The sequence below is a fragment of the Deinococcus aquiradiocola genome, from assembly GCF_014646915.1.
GTDB lineage: Bacteria > Deinococcota > Deinococci > Deinococcales > Deinococcaceae > Deinococcus > Deinococcus aquiradiocola.
The window spans coordinates 204,879-226,418 of sequence record NZ_BMOE01000002.1; the positions used below are offsets into that span (position 1 = coordinate 204,879).

18 protein-coding genes are annotated in these 21,540 nt (G+C 72.2%); 9 read left to right on the plus strand and 9 right to left on the minus strand.

Going from position 1 to position 21,540, the window contains the following annotated elements; genetic code table 11:
* Positions 1–74: 74 nt before the first annotated feature.
* The gene (locus IEY33_RS04780) at positions 75–1,100 is read right to left on the minus strand and encodes an ABC transporter permease (protein WP_229670776.1); all 1,026 of its coding nucleotides are present in this window, start codon (positions 1,098–1,100) and stop codon (positions 75–77) included.
* Positions 1,097–1,879: an ATP-binding cassette domain-containing protein gene (locus IEY33_RS04785; RefSeq protein WP_188961128.1), complete on the minus strand. Its 783-nt coding sequence runs from the start codon at positions 1,877–1,879 to the stop codon at positions 1,097–1,099. Before IEY33_RS04785 ends, IEY33_RS04780 begins: the two co-directional genes overlap by 4 nt.
* Positions 1,880–2,057: 178 nt before the next feature.
* Between IEY33_RS04785 and IEY33_RS04790 the strand changes: the two genes are divergently transcribed.
* The 6 genes from IEY33_RS04790 to IEY33_RS04815 all read left to right on the plus strand — a co-directional run bounded on the left by IEY33_RS04790 (position 2,058) and on the right by IEY33_RS04815 (position 8,727).
* A complete protein-coding gene (locus tag IEY33_RS04790) occupies positions 2,058–3,065 on the plus strand; it encodes a LacI family DNA-binding transcriptional regulator (protein WP_188961129.1) in 1,008 nt (335 codons plus the stop codon).
* 236 nt (positions 3,066–3,301) lie between these two features.
* A complete protein-coding gene (locus IEY33_RS04795; protein ID WP_188961130.1) occupies positions 3,302–4,156 on the plus strand; it encodes a tyrosine-type recombinase/integrase in 855 nt (284 codons plus the stop codon).
* A gap of 197 nt (positions 4,157–4,353) precedes the next feature.
* Entirely contained in the window at positions 4,354–4,947 is a 594-nt protein-coding gene (locus IEY33_RS04800; protein ID WP_188961131.1) for a 2Fe-2S iron-sulfur cluster-binding protein, read from the plus strand.
* Positions 4,944–5,918 (plus strand): FAD binding domain-containing protein, encoded by a 975-nt coding sequence (locus tag IEY33_RS04805; RefSeq protein ID WP_188961132.1) that lies wholly within the window; start codon positions 4,944–4,946, stop codon positions 5,916–5,918. Before IEY33_RS04800 ends, IEY33_RS04805 begins: the two co-directional genes overlap by 4 nt.
* Positions 5,915–8,122 carry a xanthine dehydrogenase family protein molybdopterin-binding subunit gene (locus IEY33_RS04810; protein WP_188961133.1) on the plus strand — a complete coding sequence of 736 codons (2,208 nt, stop codon included), beginning with the start codon at positions 5,915–5,917 and terminating at the stop codon, positions 8,120–8,122. The genes IEY33_RS04805 and IEY33_RS04810 overlap by 4 nt, the downstream gene beginning before the upstream one ends.
* A 98-nt stretch (positions 8,123–8,220) precedes the next feature.
* The gene (locus IEY33_RS04815; protein ID WP_188961134.1) at positions 8,221–8,727 is read left to right on the plus strand and encodes a GNAT family N-acetyltransferase; all 507 of its coding nucleotides are present in this window, start codon (positions 8,221–8,223) and stop codon (positions 8,725–8,727) included.
* A gap of 77 nt (positions 8,728–8,804) precedes the next feature.
* Here IEY33_RS04815 and IEY33_RS04820 read toward each other — a convergent pair whose 3' ends face one another.
* The 6 genes from IEY33_RS04820 to IEY33_RS04845 form a co-directional block, all read right to left on the minus strand.
* Positions 8,805–9,164 carry a tRNA-binding protein gene (locus IEY33_RS04820; protein ID WP_188961135.1) on the minus strand — a complete coding sequence of 120 codons (360 nt, stop codon included), beginning with the start codon at positions 9,162–9,164 and terminating at the stop codon, positions 8,805–8,807.
* 70 nt (positions 9,165–9,234) lie between these two features.
* On the minus strand, positions 9,235–9,774 hold the full coding sequence (locus IEY33_RS04825; protein ID WP_188961136.1) for a dihydrofolate reductase family protein: 540 nt from the start codon (positions 9,772–9,774) through the stop codon (positions 9,235–9,237).
* A 123-nt stretch (positions 9,775–9,897) separates the two neighbouring features.
* Positions 9,898–11,472 (minus strand): flavin-containing monooxygenase, encoded by a 1,575-nt coding sequence (locus IEY33_RS04830; protein WP_188961137.1) that lies wholly within the window; start codon positions 11,470–11,472, stop codon positions 9,898–9,900.
* Between the two features lie 134 nt (positions 11,473–11,606).
* Entirely contained in the window at positions 11,607–13,496 is a 1,890-nt protein-coding gene (locus tag IEY33_RS04835; protein ID WP_188961138.1) for a M14 family metallopeptidase, read from the minus strand.
* A 7-nt stretch (positions 13,497–13,503) separates the two neighbouring features.
* The gene (locus IEY33_RS04840; RefSeq protein ID WP_188961139.1) at positions 13,504–15,063 is read right to left on the minus strand and encodes an ABC transporter substrate-binding protein; all 1,560 of its coding nucleotides are present in this window, start codon (positions 15,061–15,063) and stop codon (positions 13,504–13,506) included.
* Positions 15,064–15,101: 38 nt separating this feature from the next.
* Positions 15,102–16,268: an amidohydrolase gene (locus tag IEY33_RS04845; protein ID WP_188961140.1), complete on the minus strand. Its 1,167-nt coding sequence runs from the start codon at positions 16,266–16,268 to the stop codon at positions 15,102–15,104.
* Positions 16,269–16,386: 118 nt separating this feature from the next.
* Here IEY33_RS04845 and IEY33_RS04850 point away from each other — a divergent pair, with 118 nt between their 5' ends.
* Positions 16,387–17,346: a MurR/RpiR family transcriptional regulator gene (locus IEY33_RS04850; protein ID WP_188961141.1), complete on the plus strand. Its 960-nt coding sequence runs from the start codon at positions 16,387–16,389 to the stop codon at positions 17,344–17,346.
* Between the two features lie 56 nt (positions 17,347–17,402).
* Positions 17,403–17,864, plus strand: a complete 462-nt coding sequence (locus IEY33_RS04855; protein ID WP_188961142.1) for a peroxiredoxin — start codon at positions 17,403–17,405, stop codon at positions 17,862–17,864.
* Between the two features lie 15 nt (positions 17,865–17,879).
* Here IEY33_RS04855 and IEY33_RS04860 read toward each other — a convergent pair whose 3' ends face one another.
* Positions 17,880–19,436 (minus strand): GGDEF domain-containing protein, encoded by a 1,557-nt coding sequence (locus tag IEY33_RS04860; RefSeq protein WP_229670803.1) that lies wholly within the window; start codon positions 19,434–19,436, stop codon positions 17,880–17,882.
* Between the two features lie 119 nt (positions 19,437–19,555).
* Between IEY33_RS04860 and IEY33_RS04865 the strand changes: the two genes are divergently transcribed.
* On the plus strand, positions 19,556–21,526 hold the full coding sequence (locus tag IEY33_RS04865; protein WP_188961144.1) for a sensor domain-containing diguanylate cyclase/phosphohydrolase: 1,971 nt from the start codon (positions 19,556–19,558) through the stop codon (positions 21,524–21,526).
* Positions 21,527–21,540: the final 14 nt, after the last annotated feature.

A 21,540-nucleotide genomic window follows, 5' to 3' on the forward strand; every position in this document is an offset into this window, starting at 1 on the left:
TGGACTCCTGTGGCTGGCCCGGTACAGGCCGTGAAGGGTGGATTCGGGTCGTGCGGGTGGAGTGGGGGAGGGGGTCAGCCGCCTTCGGTGCGGCCGCGGCGTTTCACGAGGTCGATGTACACCACGCCGATCAGGACGATGCCGACGATGATGTACTGCCAGTACGGGAGGACGCGCATCATCACGAGGCCGTTCGAGAGCACGCCGGGAATGAACACGCCGACGGCCGTACCGACCACGGTGCCCGTCCCGCCGAAGAGGCTGGTGCCGCCCAGCACCACGCCGAGCAGCGCGGTGAGGTTGTCGCCCTGGTGCGCGGCGAGGGTGGTGCTGCCGAACCGGGCGAGGCTCATGAAGCCCGCGAGGCCCGCGCCCAGCCCGGAGATGAGGTACAGGGTGATCGCGACGCGGTCCACGTTGATGCCTGCCCGGCGAGCCGCCTCGGCGTTCGAGCCGATGGCGCAGGTGTACTGCCCGAAGCGCGTCTGGGAGAGCACGAACGAGCCGATCAGCACGGCGACGCCCGCCACGATCACCGGGACCGGCAGGCCCAGCAGTCGGCCCTGGCCGATGGCGTCGAGCATGGGTTTCGGCACGTCGTACAGGTCCACGCCGCCCGTCAGGACGTACGCGGCGCCCTGCGCGACGCTGAGCGTGCCGAGCGTGACGATGATGCTCGGCACGCGCGCCTTCACGATCAGGAAGCCGTTCACGAGTCCGGCGACGAGGCCCGTCCCGAGGCAGACGAGCAGGCCGAGCAGCACCGCGCCCCACCCGCCGTCCGCGCCGCCCACGCGGCCCATCGCCGTCGCGCCGAGCACGCACGACAGGACGAGGACCGCGCCGACCGACAGGTCGAACCGGGCGCTCGTCATGATGAAGGTCAGGCCCACCCCGAGCAGCACGATGCCGGAGTAGTCGACGACCAGCGTCTGCAGGTTGTAGAGCGTGGCGAACTTGCCGGGAAACAGGGCCGAGAACACGGCCATCACGACGAGGAGCGTCCCGGTCGTCAGCATCGCCTGCGATCCGGCGAGGCGGCGCAGGGTCAGGCCCATGTGGCCCGGAGCGGCGCGGTCCGTGCGGCTGGAGGCGCTCACGCGGCCCCCGCGCTCTGGACGTTCAGGCCCGTCATGGCGGCCACGACTTCCTCGATGGTGGTGTCGTCCTTGCGGAACGTCGCGACGCGCCGCCCGAGCCGCAGGATCTCGATGCGGTCGGCGACCTCGAAGACGTGCTGCATGTTGTGGCTGACGAGCACGACGGCCACGCCGGACGCCTTGACGCGCAGGATCAGGTCGTTGACGTTGCGGGCCTGCACCACGCCGAGGGCGGCGGTGGGTTCGTCCATCAGGACCATCTTGCTGGCCCAGACCATGGCGCGCGCCACGGCGACGCCCTGCCGTTGCCCGCCGGACATGCCGATCACCTTCGCCTGCGCGTCCTGGATGTTCACGCCGAGCCGCGTGAAGGCCTCGACGGTGCGGTCGTGCATGGCGCGCCGGTCGAGCATCCCGAGCCGGCCGAGCAGGCCGGGCCTCAGAATCTCGCGGCCGAGGAAGAGGTTTCCGGCGGGGTCCATGTCGGGGACGAGCGCGAGGTCCTGGAAGACCGTCTCAATGCCGAGGTTGCGGGCGTCGAGGGGGGAGTGCAGCGTGACGGGGCGGCCCTCGAAGTACACCTGGCCGTCGTCGGGCGTGACGGTGCCGGTGATGGCCTTGACGAGGGTGCTTTTGCCTGCGCCGTTGTCGCCGAGCAGGGCGACGACCTCGCCGGGGTAGACGCTGAAGTCCGCGCCGCGCAGCGCTTCGACCTGGCCGTAGCGTTTGGTGATGCCGCGCGCTTCGAGGAGTGGGGTGGGGGGGGCGGGGTCGGTCATGGGCGCTCCTTGGGGTGTGGGCGGTCGTCACGGTGCGTGGGGGCACCATGACGGGCGGTCGTCCCGTACTGGCCGGGGCGTCGAATCCTTTATGACAACGTTGACATGACTGTACCCGGACCCCCATCCCCTGTCAATACGCCCCGCGCATGCGCAGCCCCCCTGTACAATCGGGCGCATGAGCCGCCGTCCCACCATGCACGACGTCGCCCGCATCGCCGGCGTCAGCGCCAAGACGGTCTCCAGAGTCGTGAACAACGAGACCCCCGTCGACCCCCTCACCCGCGCCCGCGTCCAGCAGGCCATCGCCGAACTCGGCTTCCGCCGCAACGAACAGGCCAGAAGCCTCCGCCCCGGCCAGACCTCCGCCCTCATCGGCCTCGTCACCGGCGACCTCGGCAACCCCTTCTACTCCGCCATCGCCCGCGGCATCGAGGACGTCGCCCACCGCCGCGGCCACCTCCTCCTCACCACCAGCAGCGACGAACGCCCCGACCGCGAACGCCAGCTCATCGACGCCCTCCTCCAGCACAACATCGAAGGGCTCATCATCGTCCCCACCCTCGGCCAGCACGACTACCTCTCGCCCGCCTTCCTGCGCGGCCTGCCCGTCGTCGCCGTCGACCGCCCCGTCCACACCCACCCGCCCCTCGACACCGTCCTCCTCGACAACCGCCACGGCGCCGCCCTCGCCGTCACCTCACTCCTGCAGGCCGGTCACACCCGCGTCGCCGTCATCGACGGCGAGAGCGCCGTCTTCACCGGCGCCGAACGCATCGCCGGCTACCACGACGCGCACCGGCAGCAGAAGGTCACCCCGGACGCCACCCTGCTCCGCCAGGGCTTCCACGGTGAAACGCAGGCCGAGACCGCCATGACCGACCTCCTCGACCTCCCTGCACCCCCCACCGCCGTGTTCGCCACCAACAACCGCATCGCCATCGGCGCCCTGAACGGCATGCACCGCCGCAAACACTGGATTCCGCTCGCCGTCTTCGACGACTTCGACCTCGCCGGCATGCTGCCCACCCCCGTCACCGTCGTCGCGTACGACGCCGTCGAGATGGGCCGTCAGGCAGCCGAACTGCTGTTCGCGCGCCTCGACGGCCTGAGCGCCGACCCGCAGGTGCGGACACTGCCCGTCACCGTGCACCAGCGCGGTCCCGGAAACCTCGCTGTGAACTGAGGCCAGCCGGCTGACGGGAGTCCGGGACGACCTCGGTGATCTATTATTTTATACACTCGACCGTTTAGACTGCTCCGCCGGAGACGAAAGCAGTATTTTCTTTTCTGCATCTCTGGACTTCCACCTCGTCCAGACGCTTTTCACCAAGCTTGGGCATGGGCGGAGGCGCTGGGCCAACGTAAATTTAGACCCATGTCATGGTTGATTTGTTCCCGATTTTAAATCATTCTTGAGGTATGCCCTCTCCTGCCCTGCCGGACCTGCGCGTGGCGCTCTCGTCGTTCGACGTGGACGGGGTGTGGGAGGCGGTCGCGCCGTTGCTGCCCCCTCATCCGCTGACGCGCCGGAATCACCGTTCGGCCCTGAAGCGCTACCTGACGTTCGCGCGGGCGCAGGGCGCGGACGTGCTGCGCCCTGACCGGGTGTTCCTGGAGGCGTACGCGCTGTCGTTCGCGCCGCTGGACGCGGGGCACGCGGCGGCGCTGCACTCGCGCCTGCGGGCGCTGTACGCGGCGTTCCGGACGCTGGGCCTCCTGCCTGCCACCTACGATCCGCTGCTGGGCCTGAAGCCCCCGCGTCCGCAGGCGCGTCCCGGGGAGGGACGGGCGCATTACGCGCCTGCCGAGGTGGACGTCCTGCTCGCGCACGTGGACGGGGAGGAGGAGCGGGCGCTGGTGCTGCTGGGCGTCCGGGCGGGCCTCACGACGGGTGAGGTGGTGCGCTTCACGTGGGCGGACGCGCAGCTCACGCAGGCGACCGTGCGGGCAGGCGCGCGCCTCGTCCCGAAGGACGCGCGGCTGGACGACGCGCTGCGTGCCTGGGCGGCGCGGAACGGGGGCCTGCTGGCCGACGGGACGGTCTTCTCGTTCCGGGACACGTTCGCCGTCAACGCGCGCCTGCGGCGCCTGTGCCTGCGCGCGAACGTCCCGTACCGCCCGTGGACGGCCCTGCGGTCCGCGTTCGCGCTGCACCTGTGGCAGAGCACGCACGACCCGGCCGTGATGGTGCGTCACCTCGGGCTGAGCAGCCTGAAGGCCGTGGAAGCGTACCGGCACATGGAGGACGCCCTGCGGGAGAGCGGGAGGAAATGACGAGCGGGACACCGTCCGCGGCGCTTCGTGAAGCGGGCTTCACCCAAGCGTGGTGCGCGAGGCCGGAATTCACGCGAAGCTGAGGGCCACGGTTCAGCTGCAGGGCCCACCGTGACGCCCCGCCCGTGCCTTGCGGCGGGCCGCGCCACGCGGACCCTGCCCCCATCCGAGACTCGAACCCTGTGGAGGTTCCATCCATGACGCAGACCGACCCGTCCCCCCGGGACACCGACCGAACCCCGCCGCACGTCCCCGCGGACCTGCCCGTGACGCTCACCGTGAACGGGGAGGAGCGCACCCTGACCCTCGACCCGCGCGTGACGCTGCTGGACGCGCTGCGCGAGCACGCGCACCTGACCGGCACCAAGAAGGGCTGCGATCACGGGCAGTGCGGGGCCTGCACCGTGCTGGTGGACGGCACGCGCGTCCTGAGCTGCCTGACGCTGGCCGTCATGCACGACGGGCAGGCCGTCACGACGGTGGAGGGCCTCGGCACGCCGGAGGCGCTGCACCCGCTGCAGGACGCTTTTCTCCGGCATGACGGGTACCAGTGCGGGTACTGCACGCCGGGGCAGCTGTGCTCCTCGGTGGGCGCGCTCGACGAGATCGCGCGCGGCGTGCCGAGCCACGTGACCCAGAACCTGGACGACGTGACCTTCAGCGCCGAGGAGCTGCGCGAGCGCCTGAGCGGGAACATCTGCCGCTGCGCGGCGTACCCGAACATCATCGCGGCCGTCAGCGAGGTGCACGCCCGGCAGAACGGGGCCGCCCCGCAGGAGGGCGCGCAGTGAGGGCCTTCACGTACGAGCGCGCGTCCACGCCCGAAGCGGCCGCCGGGGCGACCGTGGCGGGGGGCGCGAAGTTCATCGCGGGCGGCACGAACCTCCTCGACCTGATGAAGCTCGACATCGAACGCCCCTCGCACCTCGTGGACATTGGTCGCCTGGACCTGAACCGCGTCACGGACACGACGGACGGCGGGCTGCACGTGGGCGCGCTCGTCACGAACACCGACCTCGCCAGCCACCCGCGCGTGATGGCCGAGTACGGCGTGCTGTCACGCGCGACCCTGGCAGGCGCGTCCGGTCAGATCCGCAACAAGGCCACCACAGGCGGGAACCTGCTGCAGCGGGCGCGCTGCTCGTACTTCTACGACACGAACCTGCCGTGCAACAAGCGCGAACCCGGCAGCGGCTGCGCGGCCCTGACGGGCCTGAGCCGCCCGCTCGCGGTGATCGGCACGTCGGACGCCTGCATCGCGCAGCACCCGTCGGACATGGCCGTCGCGCTGCGCGTGCTGGACGCCACCGTGAACACCCTGCAGGCCGACGGCACGACGCGTGCCCTGGCCCTGGACGACTTCTACCGCCTGCCGGGCGACACGCCGCACCTGGAGACGACGCTGGAGGCGGGTGAACTCATCACGGGCGTCACGCTGCCGCCCCCGGTCGGGGGCACGCACGTGTACCGCAAGGTCCGTGACCGCGCCTCGTACGCCTTCGCGCTCGTGTCGGTCGCGGCGATCCTGAACGGCCGGGAGTCCCGCTTCGCGTTCGGCGGCGTCGCCCCCCGCCCGTGGCGGGACGAGCAGGCCGAGACTGCCGGAGCCGGGTCCGCACCTGACGGGCGTGCCCGGGCCGTGATCGGCACGGCCTTCGCGGACGCGCGCCCCACCGAACAGAACGCCTTCAAGATCCCGCTGCTGCGCCGCACGCTGACCGCCGTGCTGGAGGAGCACGCCACTCCCGGAGAGCCGAAATGAAGTTCGACCAGCCCGCCACGCCCAACCCCATCGACCAGGAACGCGTCGTCACGCGCCCCCACACCCGCATCGAAGGCCCGCTGAAGGTCACCGGGCAGGCCACGTACGCCTACGAGTACCAGCTGCCCGAGGCGCCCACGTACGGCTTCGTGCTCGGCGCCGGGATCGCCAAGGGCAAGATCACGGCCATCGACACGTCGGCCGCCGAGGCCGCCCCGGGCGTGCTGCTCGTCCTGACGCACGAGACCATGCCCGCGCAGGGCAGGTCCGACACGCCCGTCCCGCAGCAGGAGGACGCGTCCCCGCAGCTCGCCGGGCCGGAGGTGAACCACTACCACCAGGCGGTCGCGTTCGTGGTCGCCGAGACCTTCGAGCAGGCGCGCGCCGCCGCCAGCCTGATCGAGGTGACGTACGAGGCGCAGAGCGGCCAGTTCACCCTCGCGGACACGGTGGACAGCGGCAAGGAACCGGACGACGCGGTGGACAGCGTCGTCGGGAACTTCGACAAGGCCTTCGGCGCGGCCGAGGTGACGGTCGACCTGACCTTCACCACCCCGGACCAGTCGCAGGCGCCGATGGAGCCGCACGCGACCGTCGCGCACTGGGAGGGCGAGCAGCTCACCGTGTACACCGCGCACCAGGTCGTGCACTGGGTGAAGCGCGGGCTGGCCCTGACGCTGAAGGTCCCGCAGAAGAACGTCCGTGTCGTGAGCGCCTACGTGGGTGGGGGTTTCGGCACGAAACTGCTGTACTTCTCGGACGCGGTGCTGTCCGCCGCCGCCGCGCGCCTGCTGGGCCGCCCCGTCAAGACGGCGCTGCAGCGCCCGCTGACCTTCAACAACACCTCGCACCGAGCCGCGACCATCCAGCGCGTCCGGCTCGGTGCGGACCGTGCCGGGAACCTCGCGGCCGTCGGGCACGAGGCGTGGACCGGGAACCTCCCGGGCGGCGACACGGAACCCGCCTGTGAGCAGACGAAGTACCTGTACGCCGGGGAGCACCGCCGCATCCAGACGCGCAAGACGGAACTCGACCTGCCGCCCGGCGCCAGCATGCGCGCGCCCGGCGAGGCCGTCGGGATGCTCGCCATCGAGGGCGCGATGGACGAACTCGCCGAGAAGCTCGGCCTCGACCCGGTCGAGTTGCGCCTCATGAACGACGTGCAGTTCGACCCGGAGAAAGGCCCGAAACGCCCGTTCTCGTCCCGCAGGCTCGCGCAGGCCCTCCGGACCGGCGCGAAAGCCTTCGGGTGGGACGACCGCCCGCGCACGCCAAAGGAGCGCCGGGACGGCGAGTGGTTCATCGGGTACGGCGTCGCGTCCGCGTTCCGCACGAACCTCGTCAAGCCGTCCGGCGCGACCATCCGCCTGGAGCCCGGCGGGACCGTCACCGTCGAGACGCAGATGACCGACATCGGCACCGGCAGCTACACCATCCTCGGGCAGGCGGCTGCCGAGATGCTCGGCGTGACGCTGGAGCAGGTGCAGGTGCGCCTCGGAGACAGCGAGTACCCCGAATCCAGCGGGTCCGGCGGCTCGTGGGGCGCGAACAGCGCCTCGGCGGGCGTGTACGCCGCGTGCGACGCGCTGCGCCGCGACCTCGCGAGGAAGGCCGGGTACACGTACGCGAACGCCGTGTTCCGGAACGGCAAGGTCTGGCAGGGCGCCGAGTGCACCCTGCTGAGCGACCTCGCCGGGAAGGAAGGCGTGAGCGCCACCGGCAGCATGACGTACGGCGACCTCGACGAGCAGTTCATGCAGGCGGGCTTCGGGGCGCACTTCGTGGAGGTCCGCGTAAACGCCTACACCGCCGAGATCCGCGTGAACCGCGCGCTGAGCGTCGTCGGGGCGGGACGCATTCTGAACCCCACCACGGCCCGCAGCCAGTGCCTGGGCGGCATGACCATGGGCATCGGGTCCGCGCTGATGGAGGAACTGCACGTCGACCACGACCTCGGCCTGTTCGTGAACCACGACCTTGGCGAGTACCACGTGCCGGTGCACGCGGACATCCCGGACATGGACGTGATCTTCCTCGACGAGCTCGACGACGCGTCCAGCCCGCTGCGCGCCAAGGGCCTCGGGGAACTCGGGATCAGCGGGGTCGGCGCGGCCGTCTCGAACGCCGTGTACAACGCCACGGGCGTCCGCGTGCGCGACTTCCCGATCACGCTCGACAAGGTCCTCGCCGGCTGGGACGACTGATCCGGACTCCGGACGAGACGCGTTCCGCAGCGGACAGCGGGGGAGGGCAGGCCCGGTCGGCCTGCCCTCCCCGCTGCTCTGCCCGCTAGCATGCGGGCATGACTTCTTCTCTTCCATCCGTGCGGGCCGCGTCCGGGCGTGACGTTCCCGGCATCGTGGCGCTCGTGCGGGAACTCGCGGCGTTCGAGGCGCTGGAGCATGAGGTGCAGCTCACGCCGGAGCGCCTGAACGCGGCGCTGTTCGGGGAGCGTCCGGCAGTGGAGGCGGTCGTCGCGGAACTGGACGGTCGCCTCGTGGCGTATGCGCTGTACTTCACGAACTTCTCGTCGTTCCTGGGCCTGCCGGGCCTGTATCTGGAGGACCTGTACGTGCAGCCCGCCCAGCGGGGCGCGGGGCTGGGAGAGGCGCTGCTGCGGCACCTGGCGGGCGTGGCCGTGGCGCGCGGGTACGGCCGCTTCGAGTGGACGGTCCTCGACTGGAACGTGGACGCGCAGCGCTTCTACCGCCGCCTGGGCGCGGACGTGCTGCCGGACTGGCGGGTGTGCCGCGTCACGGGCGACGCCCTCGGCGTGCTGGCCGTCCCGCAGGCGCGCACGGCCGGCTGATCCCGGATTGCGCTGACCTCCGGGTGTTCAGCCGGGCGGTGCGAGCGTCCGCCGAGCGCGCCCCCGCTCTGGCCGGTTCAGAAGACCTTGCTGCCGAGTTTCGCGGCGGTGAGCGGGACGAGCGGGGTCGCCTCGCCGCTGTCCGCTCCGGGCACCTGCACGCCCAGGATCAGCACCTCGGACGTCACGTCGCCCACCTGCCGGGCCGGGAAGTTCAGCACGCCGAGCACCTGCTGGCCCACCAGGGCGTCCGGGGACGCCTGCGTGAAGCGGCCCACGCTGGTCTTCACGCCGTACTTCCCGAAGTCGACGGTGAGGCGGTACGCGGGTTTCGGGGCGCCGGGTTCCGGGTCCGCGCGGACGATCCGGCCGAGGCGCACGTCGAGGCGGCCCAGGGTGTCTTCGGGGTCCACGGCCTGTTTGAGGGGGGTGGGCATGCGTTGCTCCTTCCGGGCGGACGCGCGCGGCGTGCCGTCCGGGCTGCAGGATACCGTGCGTGCCGGAGTTTCAGCCTGCCGGGGTGGGCGCGTAGCGGAGCAGCAGCACGCCGCCCGGGTACGGCCGGGCTTCCGTCAGGGTGAGCGTCTGCGGGGCGTGCCCGTCCGGGAAGAGGCGCTGGCCCGCGCCGAGCGTGACGGGGTACACGAGCAGGTTCAGTTCGTCCACCAGTCCGGCGCGCAGCAGGGTGAGGGCGAGGTCGCCGCTGCCGTACACGAGCAGGTCGCCGTCCAGCGTGTCCTTGAGGCGCGGCACGTCCCGTTCGACGTCCTGCAGGACGGTGGTGTTCTGCCAGGTGGCGTGCGTGAGGGTGCGGGTGACGACGTACTTGGGGACGGCGTTCATGCGGGGCGCGCCGGGGTCGGCGCTGCCGGGCCACGCCTGCGCGAAGGCCTCGTACGTGCGCCGACCGAGCAGCAGGGCCTGCGCGGCCTGCATTTCCTGCGCCTTGAAGGCCGCGATGTCGTCACTCCAGTAGGGGGCGCTCCAGGCGGGGTGTTCCATGACGCCGTCGAGGGTGAGGAATTCGCTGATCACGAGTCTGGCCATGGGGACGCTCCGGGGGGATGGGAGGCTGGGCGGGGGACAGGCCTGCTGAACTGAACGGTACTGCCCGTTCAGTCTGGCGCAGCGGCGGGCGGTCCGGCAAGCGTGGCGCCCGGACGCGCCGCCTCACGTCCGGCCGGTGAATTCCAGCGTGCCGTCGTCCAGCGGCGAGAACTGAATGGTGTACTTGTCGAGCAGGTAGTTCTGGTACACCTGCCACGGCCGCCGCGATCCCTGTTTCGGCAGCTGCCCGGCGCTGCGCGTGATGTACCCGGAGCTGAAGTCCAGCATCGGGCGTTCCTCGACGCCCGCGCCGCGGACGGGCCGCACCACGCGCTCCCCGCGGCGGCGCATGCGGTTCAGCAGGCGGCACACGTAGTCGGCGGTGAGTTCCGCCTTCAGCGTCCAGGAGGAATTCGTGTACCCGAACGCGTACGCGAAGTTCGGCACGCCGCTCAGCATCATGCCCTTGTACAGCAGGGCCCGGCTCACGTCGAGCGGCTCGCCGTCCAGCGTGAAGCGCACGTCGCCCAGCACGTTGAGTTTCAGGCCGGTGGCCGTCACGACGATGTCGGCCGGGAGGTGCTCTCCGGACGTGAGCTGCAGGCCGCCGGGCGTGAAGGCGGCGACGGTGTCGGTCACGACGGTCGCGCGCCCGTCGCGGATGGCGGTGAACAGGTCTCCGTCCGGCACGGCGCACACCCGCTGGTCCCACGGGCGGTAGCTGGGCGTGAAGTGACGCGCGTCGAAGCGCTCGCCGATCGCCTCGCGGGCCGCCTGCAGCAGGTTCGCACGGAAGAGGTCCGGGTTGCGGCGCGCCACGCTGTAGTAGAAGAGGCCCGTCAGGATGTTCTTCCAGCGCACCAGGGCGTGCGCGACGGGGGCGGGCGCGAGGCGGCGCAGGCGGACGGCCGTCTCGTCGGTCCCCGGGCGGCTCGCCACGTCGGACGGGGAGCGCTGCAGCATCGTGACGTGCGCGGCCGTGCGGGCGAGCGCGGGCACGAGCGTCACGGCGGTCGCGCCGCTGCCGATCACGACGACGCGCTTCCCGGCGTACGGGAGGTCCGGCGGCCAGAACTGCGGGTGCACGATGCGGCCCGTGAAGACCCCCTCGTCCGGGAAGGTCGGGCGGTGCGCCTCGTCGTAGCTGTAGTACCCGCTGCACAGGAACACGAAGCGGGCGCGGCGCGAGGTGGTGCGGAGCGTTCCGTCCTCGTCCTGGTGTTCGGACGTGACGGTCCAGAGGGCGTCCGGGGTGGACCAGTCGGCGCGCGTGACGCGCTGCCCGAACCGGACGCGCCGCGTGACGCCCGCCTCGTCGGCGGCCTCGCGGATGTACGCGCGGATGTCCTGGCCGTCCGCGATGGACTGGTTGCCCTCCCACGGTTTGAAGCTGTACCCGAGCGTGTGCACGTCCGAGTCGGAGCGCACGCCCGGGTACCTGAACAGGTCCCAGGTGCCGCCGATGGCGTGGCGCGCCTCGAGGATCTCGAAGGTCTGTCCGGGCGAGCGGGCGAGCAGGTGCCGGGCCGCGCCGATGCCCGACAGGCCCGCCCCGACGATCAGCACGTCGAGCGGGTCACCGTCCGGGGTGGGCGCAGCAGGCCGCGGGCGGGGGGTCGCCCCGGTGCGTCTGGAGGTCCACCACAGGCCGGCGGCGGCGAGCAGGCCGAGCGTGAGCAGCAGGGAACGGTTCTTCATGGGTGGGAGTCCAGTGTTCCGTGACGGAACGGGGGCAGCCCGCGGGCGATGGGCCGCCGGACGGGGTGGGGCAGCTGTGGATGTGGGGGCCTGGCCTCCAGTATGCACGGGGCACGGCCCGCCGTCACCGGCCTTCAGGTCAGGTCGCCCCGGGCGTGGAGGGCGAGCGCGGCGCGGCAGACGGCCTCCTGCGCGCGGACGAGCATCCGGAAGCGTTCGCCGTACACGGTTTCGTCGGGCGCCTCGGTGATCACGGTGACGGGGCACAGCAGGTGGGTGGCGGGCCGCAGCATGAACGGCCAGCCGTCCACGAGCTCGAAGTGCGGTGAGAGGGTGTGGGCGGCGTGGGCGCGCAGGGCGCGCCGCGTGAGGTCGCGTACGTCCGGCAGGGCGTCCAGGACCTGCGCGGCGGCGTGCGCGAGCGCGCGGGCCTGGCCCGCGAGGTCCGGGCGGTACAGGACGATGGTGAGGAACCCGGTCGGGACGGCCCACGACTCGAAGCCGTGCGGCGCGTACCCGCTGAAGGGCCGCACCCATTCATGCGCGGGATAGCCGTGCAGGTTCAGGTGCAGGTCCGCCTGCACGGCCCGCGCGGCCCAGTCACGGGCGCCTGCCTCCCAGCGGGTGTCGCCGGCCCGGAGTCTCGCTTCGAGGTCGTCGCCGGGCGCGGTGTAGCGGGCCGCGTGGTGCATGTGCTCCGGCTGGCGCTGCGTCAGGGCGCGGTGCAGGTCGGCCCCGTCGGGGTTTTCGAGCGGGAGGACCGCGAAGGGCCGCGGGCCTGCCGCGAGGGTGCGGATGAGGTTCAGGGCGGCGACCGGGCCGGTCGTCTCGTTGGCGTGCTGGCCGCCCGTGACGAGCACGCCGCCCCCCGCCGCGGACGCACCTGCCGCGGCGCGCAGCACGGCGGGAACGGGTCGGCCGCGCGCGCTCGTCGCGGGCACCGTCCAGGTGAGCCCGGCGTCCCGGGCGGCGGCGCGGGCCTGCGCCCATACGCGGGCCGGGGCGAGCGGACCGGACACGGCGCCGCTCCAGCCGTCCGGTGGGTCGGGCGGTTCCCAGGGGGGGGCCACGGCGGCGTGCGACCGTGCCGGGAAGGTCAGGTGCACCGTGACGCGCGTGTCCTGCCCGGGCGCGGCCAGCACGACCGGAATGATCCGGCCCGGCATCAGGGTGCGGGCGTCCACGCCCAGGCCCGCCCGCGCCTTGAGGGCGTCCAGCGTCCCGAAGTACAGGTCCTCGGCGAGCGCCTCGGTCATGCTGACGCGCTCGCCGGTCAGGGCGAGCGGCACGTCCGGTTCGGACGCGTGCACCGTGACGCGCAGGTCCTCCCAGGTGGGCTGCGCGGCTGTGCCGTGCACGGCGGCGTGCAGCCCCGGCATCACCTGTTCCGCGTACCAGTCCCACACGAGTTCCGCGTCCGTCGGGAACGCCTCACGGTGCAGGTCCGGGCCGATCTGCACCGTGAGGCGTCCGGTCGGGGCGAGCACGTCCCGGCCGTCCAGCGTCACGCGCGCGCGGAGCGGCACCTCGCACTGTCCCTCCCAAAGCGGGCGGCCCGCCCGGCTGAGCTTCGCCCGGTACACGCCCGGTTCGTCGCCCTGCGCGGCGCGGAACTGCACGCCCTCGTCTTCCAGTTCGGCCGACAGCGGGTACAGTTCCTGCAGGAACCGCCCCGTCGCGCCGGGCGGGTACGTGACGCTCAGGGTGTCGGCCCCGCTGCGGCGCCACACGGGACGCACCTCCTCCGTCAGCCAGAAGTACGCCGTCTTGTACGCGCTGCGCACCCGCACGCGGCCCGGCACGCCCCGCACCCGCAGGAGGTCCTGCAGCTGGCCGCGCAGCACCTCGCGCAGCTCCGGGGATTCCGACACGTACGCCCGGACCGTCCACGCGTCTCCCGTGGGCCGCGTGCCGAGCAGGTCCGCGAGACGGTCTCGCAGGCGCGTGCCCTCCCACGGGAAGGTGGCCGTCCAGGTGCGCGAGGCGCGAGGTGCCGTGTCCGGAGCGGGGGTGTCCGGGGTCACGCGCGGGTCACTTCGTGACGGTCCAGAACTGCTCGCTGTTCGCGGGGTTCGGCACCCAGCCGCTCAGGGTGGCGCGCGTCGCGCACAGCGGGCGCGAGTGCACGACCGGGATGCGGACGGCGGCCGCGTCGGTCAGGTCGTGCACCTGTCCGTACAGGCTCGCCTGCTGCCCGCGCGTCTTCGCGGACGCGGCGCGCACCAGCAGGTCCTGCACCTGCGCGTTCCCGTAGTTCGAGTCGCTCACGCCGCCCGGCCCGTAGAAGGCGTCGTAGAAGTTCGCGGGCGCCCCGAACTGCCCGGTCCAGCCGATCATGTACATGTCGAAGCCGGGCGCCTTGTTGCGGTCCGCGAGGTACGTCGCCCAGTCCTCGGTGCGCAGCGTGACCTTGATGCCGACCGCCTGCAGGTCCGCCGCGAACGCCTCGGCGATGGGTTTCGGGGTGGGGAAGTACGGGCGGGACACCGGCATGTACCACAGGTCGAGGGTGAGGCCGTTCGGGTACCCGGCGTCCGCGAGGAGTTTCTTGGCGGCGGCCGGGTCGGACGTGACCGCGCCGACCTTGCGGCTGTTCGCCCAGCCGAGCGCGGGCGGCAGGAAGCTGTTGTCGGCCGTGCCGAGCTCCCCCCAGAAGGCGTCCACCACGGCGCGGCGGTTCAGGGCGAGCCGGATCGCCTGGCGGACCTTGACGTTCTTCAGCGCTTCCTGCCGGGTGTTCAGGCTCAGGAAGCCGACGTTGAAGCTGGGGCGCAGCACGGCCGTGAGGGCCTTGTCGGCGCGGATGGCGGGGAGGCTGTCGGGGTTGAGGTCGCAGGCGAAGTCGACGTTCCCGGTCCGCAGTTCGTTCAGGCGGGCGCTGGGGTCCTTGATGGACCGGATGACGAGCGCGTCCGTGCGGGGACGGCCGCCCCAGTACGCCGCGTTCGCCCTGAGGCTCACCTGCACGCCGCTCTGCCAGGTCGTGAGGACGTACGGGCCGGTCCCGACCGCGCCGCCGGCGGGCGTGCCGTACGCCGCGCCGGCCTTGCGGACGGCGGTGGGGCTGGCGATGCCGAAGAAGTTCGCGCCGATCATGTCGGGGAAGTTCGCGAGGGAGCGGGCGAGCGTGAACACCACCGTGTAGTCGCCGTTCTTGCCGACGCTCTTCAGGACGCTGTCGGGGCCTCTGGACGGGCCGAACACGAGTTTCCAGCTTTCCCAGGTCTTCTGTTCGCCTGCGCTGCTGGCGGGGTTCCACCAGCGGTTGACGTTGAAGATCACGGCGTCGGCGTTGAAGGGCGTGCCGTCGTGGAAGCGGACGTTGCGGCGCAGGTTGAAGGTCCATACGCTGCGGTCGGCGTTCGCGGTCCAGCTGCTCGCGAGGCCCGGCGTGAGGGTGGTGGTGCCGGGGCGGACCTTGGTGAGCGTGTCGTAGATCTGGTTCTGGACGATGGCGGAGTTGGTGTCGTTGATGTTGCCGCTCTCCAGCGAGACGGGGTCGCCGCCGCTGCCGTACACGAGGGTGGCCGCGCCGGCGTGACCGGCGAGGAGGAGGGTGAGGCCGAGCAGAATGGACCGGGGAGCGCGCATGAAGACCTCCAGGGGGAGCGGGGGCGGGTGGGGTGCGGTCAGGGGCGGGTGAGGGCGCGGGCGGCGCCGGTCAGGACCTGCACGCCGATCTGCAGGGCGTCCTCGTCGATCCTGAAGTGCGGGTGGTGGTGCGGCGCGGCGATGCCTTTCCCGGGGTTGCCCGCGCCGATCAGCACGAAGGCGCCGGGGGCGCGCGTGAGGTACGCGCTGAAGTCCTCGCCGCCCATGGTGGGCGTGGCGTCCATCAGGACGTGCTCGCCGAGCGTGTCCGTCACGACCTGCCGCAGCACCTGGGTCACGGCCGGGTCGTTGACGGTGGCGCGGTAGCCGCGCGTGTACGTCATGGTGTGCGCCGCGCCGAAGGCGGCGGTGACGCCGCCCACCAGGCGGTCCAGCTGCGCGGGAATGGCGTCCCGCAGGGCGGGGTCGAAGGTGCGGACGGTGCCGGTGAGGGTGGCGGTGTCGGGGATGACGTTGTCGGCGTTCCCGGCGCGCAGGGTGGTGACGCTCACGACGGCCGGTTCGAGCGGGTCGCGCAGGCGGGACACGATGGACTGCATGGCCGTGATGACGTGCGCGGCGATCACGACGGGGTCAGTCGTCTCGTGCGGCATGGCGGCGTGCCCGCCCTGGCCCTTCACGGTGATCTCGAACACGTCGGGGGCGGCCATCAGTGCTCCGGCCTTCAGGGCGACCCGGCCGACCGGGAGGGTGGAGAAGAGGTGCGTGCCGACGGCGGTGTCCACGCCGTCCATGACGCCTGCGTCCACCACCTGCTGCGCGCCCCCGGGGAAGAGTTCCTCGGCGTGCTGGAAGATGAAGCGCACCTCGCCGTGCAGGTCGCGGCGTTCGCGGCTGAGGGTGAGGGCCGCGCCGAGCAGCATGGCGGTGTGCCCGTCGTGCCCGCAGGCGTGCATGACGCCCTGCCGCGTGGAGGCGTAGTCCAGGCCGGTGTCCTCCTGGATGGGGAGGGCGTCCATGTCGGCGCGCAGCAGCACGGTGCGTCCGGGCGCCGCGCCGTGCAGGACGGCGAGGACGCTGGTGGGGGTGGGGCGGGTGACCTTCAGGCCATCCATGTGGCGCAGCTGCGTCTCGACGTAGTCGGCGGTGTCGTGTTCCTGGAAGGAGAGTTCCGGGTGGCGGTGCAGGTGGCGGCGCCACGCGGTGACCTGGGCGGTGAGGTCGGGGTCTGGGACGGCGTGCATGGGCCTCCTGCGGGAGCGGGCGTGGGCGGCGTGGCCGGTGGGGGGTGTCCCGCCGGGGGTGATGAATGCTCTCAATCAGAAGAGTAGCATATGACTGAATTCATTCAAGAGGAGCGTCATGCCGCCCGAATCCCACGATCACCCCACTCAGGACCACTCCACCCGGGCCGCGCCCTTCCGGGACCGTCAGGGCCTCACGGACCTCCTGCACCGCGAGCTTCCGGCCCTCACCGGCGCGCAGCGCGTGCTGGCCCTGCACGTCCTCGCGCACCTCGAACGCGTGCCGTTCCTGAGCGCCACCGACCTCGCCGCCGCCGCGGGCGTCAGCCAGTCGTCCGTGACGCGCTTCGCGGCCCGGCTCGGCTTCACGCGCTACCCGCACTTCACCACGGGCGTCGGCGAGGCCCTGCTGCACGACGCGCCCGCACACGCGCCCGCCGAACGCTTCGAGCATGCCCCGCCCGGCAGCCCGCACGCGGCCGTCCTGCGCGGCGAGACGCTCGCCCTGCAGGCCCTCGGTCCGCTGCTCGACCACCCCGACTTCCGGCGGGCCGCCTCGTTCCTCGCGGCGGCCGATCACGTCGTCGTGGCGGGCTTCGCGGCCGCCGCCGCGCTCGCCGTGCACGCCAGCCTGTACCTCTCCAGGCTCCGTCCCGGCACGGGACTGCACACCTCCGTCGACGCGGCCCTCATGACGCAGGCGCCGCACTGGACGCCGCGCCACGCCGCCCTGCTGATCGCCGCGCCGCGCCCCGCCACCGACACCGTCCGTTTCCTCGGCCTGCTGCGGGCGCAGGGCGTGCCGGTCGTGCTCGTGGGCGACCCCGCCAGCGTCGCCGTCCTCGGCGCGGCAGACGTGACGCTCGTGGTGCCCGTCACGCTCGGCCCCACCACCGCCGTCCCCGCCGCCATGCTCACCCTCGTCAGCCTGCTCGTGGACGCCGTGGCCCTCGAACAGCCGGAACGCTCCCGTCACGCCCTGCGCCGCTTCGAGCACCTGAGCGCCGCCGGGGAGCTCTTCGTGCAGGGCGCCCCCCGGACCGGCACACACGAACAGCAGGAAGAGGCAGGGCCGTGACCGGGCCTTCAGGCCGCGCTGCAGGCACACACATGACCGCGCCCTACAGTGGGTCCATGACCGTGAACGCCGGTGATCTCGCTCCCGACTTCCTCGCCTTCCTGCCGGAACCGCTCCGCACGGCCGACTGGACGGTCCTGTACTTCTACCCGCGCGGCAACAACCCGCACTGCGTGATGCAGTCGCGCCGCTTCCAGGCGCTCCTCCCGCAGTTCAGGGAGGCTGGCGTCCGGGTGGTCGGCGTGAGCGTCGACACGGCCGAGGAGCAGGGGTACTTCCGGAACTTCTGCACCCTCAGCTTCCCGCTCATCAGCGACGCCCGGCACGAACTCAGCGCCCGCTACGGCGTGCTGGACAGCGCCGTGGTGGACGGCGAGACCGTGACGTACGCGCGCCGCGAGACCTTCCTGATCCGCCCGGACGGACGCGTGGCCCTGCACTGGACGCAGGTGGACCCCGACACGCACGCCGCGCAGGTGCTCGGCGCCGTGAAGGCCCTGACGAACATGCCCGCCTGAGCGCCCCGCGGGACTTCAGGCGGACGGCGACGCGAGCCGCGTGCAGTCGCGGCCGTCGCGTTTCGCGGTGTAGAGCGCCTGGTCGGCGGCCGTCAGCGCGTCGAGGCCGCCGCCCCGGCCGACCATGGAGGCCCCCACGCTCACCGTGACCGTCTCGGCCACCGCAGGGACGGGGGAGCGCGACACGCTCCTGCGGATGCGTTCCGCCAGCTCGCGCAGGTACGCGCCGCCCACGCCGCGCGCGATGACCGTGAACTCCTCCCCGCCGTAGCGGTACGCGCGGTCACTGCGCCGCAGGGCCGTGCAGAGCCGGGCCGCCACCTCGCGCAGCGTCGCGTCGCCGGTGGCGTGCCCGTGCGTGTCGTTGATGCGTTTGAAGTGATCGATGTCGATCACGAGCACCGCGTCGTCCGGCCCGAGGTGCGCGCGGTCATGGTCGAACTGCCGCCGGTTCGCGAGGCCCGTCAGCTCGTCGGTGCTGCTCAGGCGCTCCAGCTGTCCCTGCAGGACCTGCATGGCGTGCAGGTGCTCCCGGAGCGCCTGCGCCGCCTGTTCCGCCTCGCGCGACTGCCGGAGGGCAGCCTCCGTGCGGTGCAGCACCTCCATGCTCTTGACGTGCGTCTCGTGTTCGTAGCGGTGGCGGGCGTTCGTGGCGTCCAGCAGCACCCGCAGGGTCCGGCAGGCGGCCGCGTGGTCGTTCACGGCCTCCTCGGCCCGGGCGCGCAGGTCGAGGAACTCGATACGGAGCTCGGCCCGCATGGGGTGCCAGTCTTCCAGGTCGCGCAGCATCTCGATGGTCGTGAACGGCGCGCCGCAGTCGAGTTCCACGCGGGCCGCCGCGCCACGCAGCTGCAGCATCGACTCGCTGTGCGTCGGCGCGTCCCGGTGCGCGTCGAGCAGCGCGAACGCCTCACGGATCCGGTCGCGCGCCTGGTGCAGGCGGCCCGCACGGCGGAGCAGCGCGACCCGCAGCGTGACGTAGAACGGCCAGAACGACCACGCCGACGCGCGCAGCAGCAGGTCGTGCCCGCGCGTGACGTACGTGTCGGCGAGCGCGTCGTCGCCCAGCATCATGTGCACCTCACCGATGTTGAGGGCCGCGATGCCCTGGATCGCCGGAGCGCAGTCGGCGCGGGCCAGCAGATCGTACGCCCGTTCGAAGTACGTCAGGCCGCGCCTGGGGTCGTCGAAACTGATGAGGACGCCGATGTCGTTGTTCGCGGAGGCGTGCATCTCGGTGTCGCCGAGCGCCTCCACGATCTTCAGTTCCTCGCGCAGCAGTTCCATCGCGCGGGCCGCGTGCCCCGCCTCGTTCAGCACGACCGCCTGCACGCTGAGCGCCCGTGCGAGCCAACCCTCCTCCCCGGCCGTGCGGAGTTCCGTTTCCGCGTCCGTCGCGCACTGCAGCGCCACGTCGAGCCGGCCCGCCCGCCAGTGCAGGAAGCCCTGCACGACGCGGGCGTACCCGGCCTGTGCGGGGTCGGCCAGGCCCTGCGCGGCCCACTCGGTCGCAGCGACCGGGTCGGTGAAGCGCCGGGCCCAGGCCCGGTCCATCAACGCCGAAGGCTTCATCACCCCTTCAGTATGTGCCTCGGGTCGCACATGCGTCTGACGGTTCGCTGTGAATGAACGGCGCGCCGCGGTGGAGCGTGACAGCCGTGTGAGGTTCCAGGACATAGGATGCGCGTACCGTGACCGTGACCGACCCGCCTCCATCCGCTCCGCGTCCCGCGGTGTGGCGGGGCGTGGGCGTCACGCTGGCCGGTTACGCCGTGACACTCGCGCTGCTGCAGGCGCTGACGGTCTCGCGCGGTTCCGCCCGGGCCGCGTGGACGCCGGACGCGGTGCTGTCGCTCACGTGCGCGGCGCTGCTCGTGACGTGCACGCTGTGGCTCATCCGCCTGCAGCACAGCCTGCGGACGGAACTCACGGTGGCGCTCGTGGTGAGCATGGGGCTGCTGGCGGACCTGCTGGCCCTTCAGGGCCTGTCGGTGCTGCACGGGGCGGCCCGGCCCGACCCTGTGCAGCTGCTGCTCGGGGCGTCGTGCGCCGCGAGCCTGGTCGTGCTGACCGTCCGGGGCACCGTCGCGAGCAGGCTCGGACAGCGGCACCTGCAGCAGGTGCAGGAGACGGACGTGCTGACGGGCGTCCTGAACCGCCGGGGCGTGCTGCGGCAGTACGTGGCCATCCCGCCCGGCGCGGAGGTGAACGTCGCGCTGCTCGACGTGAACGACCTGAGGCGTCTCAACGAGAAAGACGGACACGACGCCGGTGACGCGTACCTGCGGGCGATCGCGGACCTGCTGCGCGCCCTGCTGCCGAGGGAGGCCGTGCTCGGCCGCTGGGGCGGTGACGAGTTCATGGTGCTGTCCCCTCGACCGCTGCGGGCCCTGCCGCTGCTCGACGACCCGCGCCTGCGGGCGTTGCGGCGCGACCCGGACCTGCCGGTCCTCGCGGTAGGCGAGGTGAGCGTCCCGGCGGGCGGGCCGCTCGAGCGGGTGGTGGCCCTGGCATCCGAGCAGATGTACGCGCAGAAGGCCCGCGACTACGCCGCCCGTGCCGCGCAGCGGCAGGGGCTGCACGTGGACCTGAACGCCTTCCCGCGCTACCTGCAGACGCTGGAAACACTCGACGACATCCTGCGGCTCGGCCTGCGGCGCGCGGCGGACCTCGCGGGCTTCGAAGCGTGGTACTTCATCCGGCACGGCGACCCGCTGGAGATCACGTACCAGGACGCCCTGCACGGGGACGCGCCCGACACCCTCACGTCACGCCCCATCCGGATCGTGGACGCCGTCGTGAATGGGCAGGAGACGGTGTTCGCGTCGGACTACGAGCGCAGCGAGCATGCCGAGCCGTTCTGGGTACGGGCCGGGATCAAGAGCGTGATCGCCGCGCCGGTCTGCGTGAACGGCGAGGTGACGTGCGTGCTGGCGTTCACGTCACGTCGCGGGTGGCCGACCATCACGCCCGGCACGCGCCGGCTGCTGGAGGGCGTCGCCGTGCACCTCGGGCACCACCTCGAACGGCAGGACGCGTACGCGCGCATGCAGGCGTCCGTCGAGGCAGGCATCACCGGCATGGGCATCATCCTGGAGGCGCGGGACCTGGAGACGGCCGGGCACACGGCGCGCGTGGTGAGTGCCGCGCTGCGGCTGGGGCGGGCGGCCGGGCTGGACGACGAGGAGCTGGGGGCGCTACGGCTGGGCGCGTACCTGCACGACGTCGGGAAGCTCGCGATTCCGGACGCGGTGCTGCTGAAGCCGGGGCCGCTCACCGACGCCGAGTGGACCCTGATGCGCTCGCACGCGGAACGGGGCGCCCTGATGGCCGCGCGGCTGCCGAGTGTGCCGGAAGGATCGCTGCAGGTGGTGCGCTCGCACCATGAACGCTGGGACGGGGGCGGGTACCCGGACGGCCTGGCGGGCGAGGGGATTCCGCGGCTGGCCCGGATCTTCAGCGTGTGCGACGTGTACGACGCCCTCACGAGCGGACGGCCGTACAAGGACGCGTGGACGCACGAGGCGGCCGTGGCGGAGCTCCTCGCGCAGCGCGGCCTGCAGTTCGACCCGGCGCTCACGGACCTCTTCCTTGAGGCGGTGCAGCCGGGCCTGTCGGGGGCGCGGCGTTCGGACCGGGTGGAACGTCAGGCCACCTCCTGACGTCCGGACATCCC

Coding starts and splice junctions, on each gene's coding strand:
- IEY33_RS04785 (WP_188961128.1), bottom strand. CDS start 1,879: ATGACCGACCCCGCCCCCCCCACCCCACTCCTCGAAGCGCGCGGCATC.
- IEY33_RS04790 (WP_188961129.1), top strand. CDS start 2,058: ATGAGCCGCCGTCCCACCATGCACGACGTCGCCCGCATCGCCGGCGTC.
- IEY33_RS04795 (WP_188961130.1), top strand. CDS start 3,302: ATGCCCTCTCCTGCCCTGCCGGACCTGCGCGTGGCGCTCTCGTCGTTC.
- IEY33_RS04800 (WP_188961131.1), top strand. CDS start 4,354: ATGACGCAGACCGACCCGTCCCCCCGGGACACCGACCGAACCCCGCCG.
- IEY33_RS04810 (WP_188961133.1), top strand. CDS start 5,915: ATGAAGTTCGACCAGCCCGCCACGCCCAACCCCATCGACCAGGAACGC.
- IEY33_RS04815 (WP_188961134.1), top strand. CDS start 8,221: ATGACTTCTTCTCTTCCATCCGTGCGGGCCGCGTCCGGGCGTGACGTT.
- IEY33_RS04820 (WP_188961135.1), bottom strand. CDS start 9,164: ATGCCCACCCCCCTCAAACAGGCCGTGGACCCCGAAGACACCCTGGGC.
- IEY33_RS04825 (WP_188961136.1), bottom strand. CDS start 9,774: ATGGCCAGACTCGTGATCAGCGAATTCCTCACCCTCGACGGCGTCATG.
- IEY33_RS04830 (WP_188961137.1), bottom strand. CDS start 11,472: ATGAAGAACCGTTCCCTGCTGCTCACGCTCGGCCTGCTCGCCGCCGCC.
- IEY33_RS04840 (WP_188961139.1), bottom strand. CDS start 15,063: ATGCGCGCTCCCCGGTCCATTCTGCTCGGCCTCACCCTCCTCCTCGCC.
- IEY33_RS04845 (WP_188961140.1), bottom strand. CDS start 16,268: ATGCACGCCGTCCCAGACCCCGACCTCACCGCCCAGGTCACCGCGTGG.
- IEY33_RS04850 (WP_188961141.1), top strand. CDS start 16,387: ATGCCGCCCGAATCCCACGATCACCCCACTCAGGACCACTCCACCCGG.
- IEY33_RS04855 (WP_188961142.1), top strand. CDS start 17,403: ATGACCGTGAACGCCGGTGATCTCGCTCCCGACTTCCTCGCCTTCCTG.
- IEY33_RS04860 (WP_229670803.1), bottom strand. CDS start 19,436: ATGAAGCCTTCGGCGTTGATGGACCGGGCCTGGGCCCGGCGCTTCACC.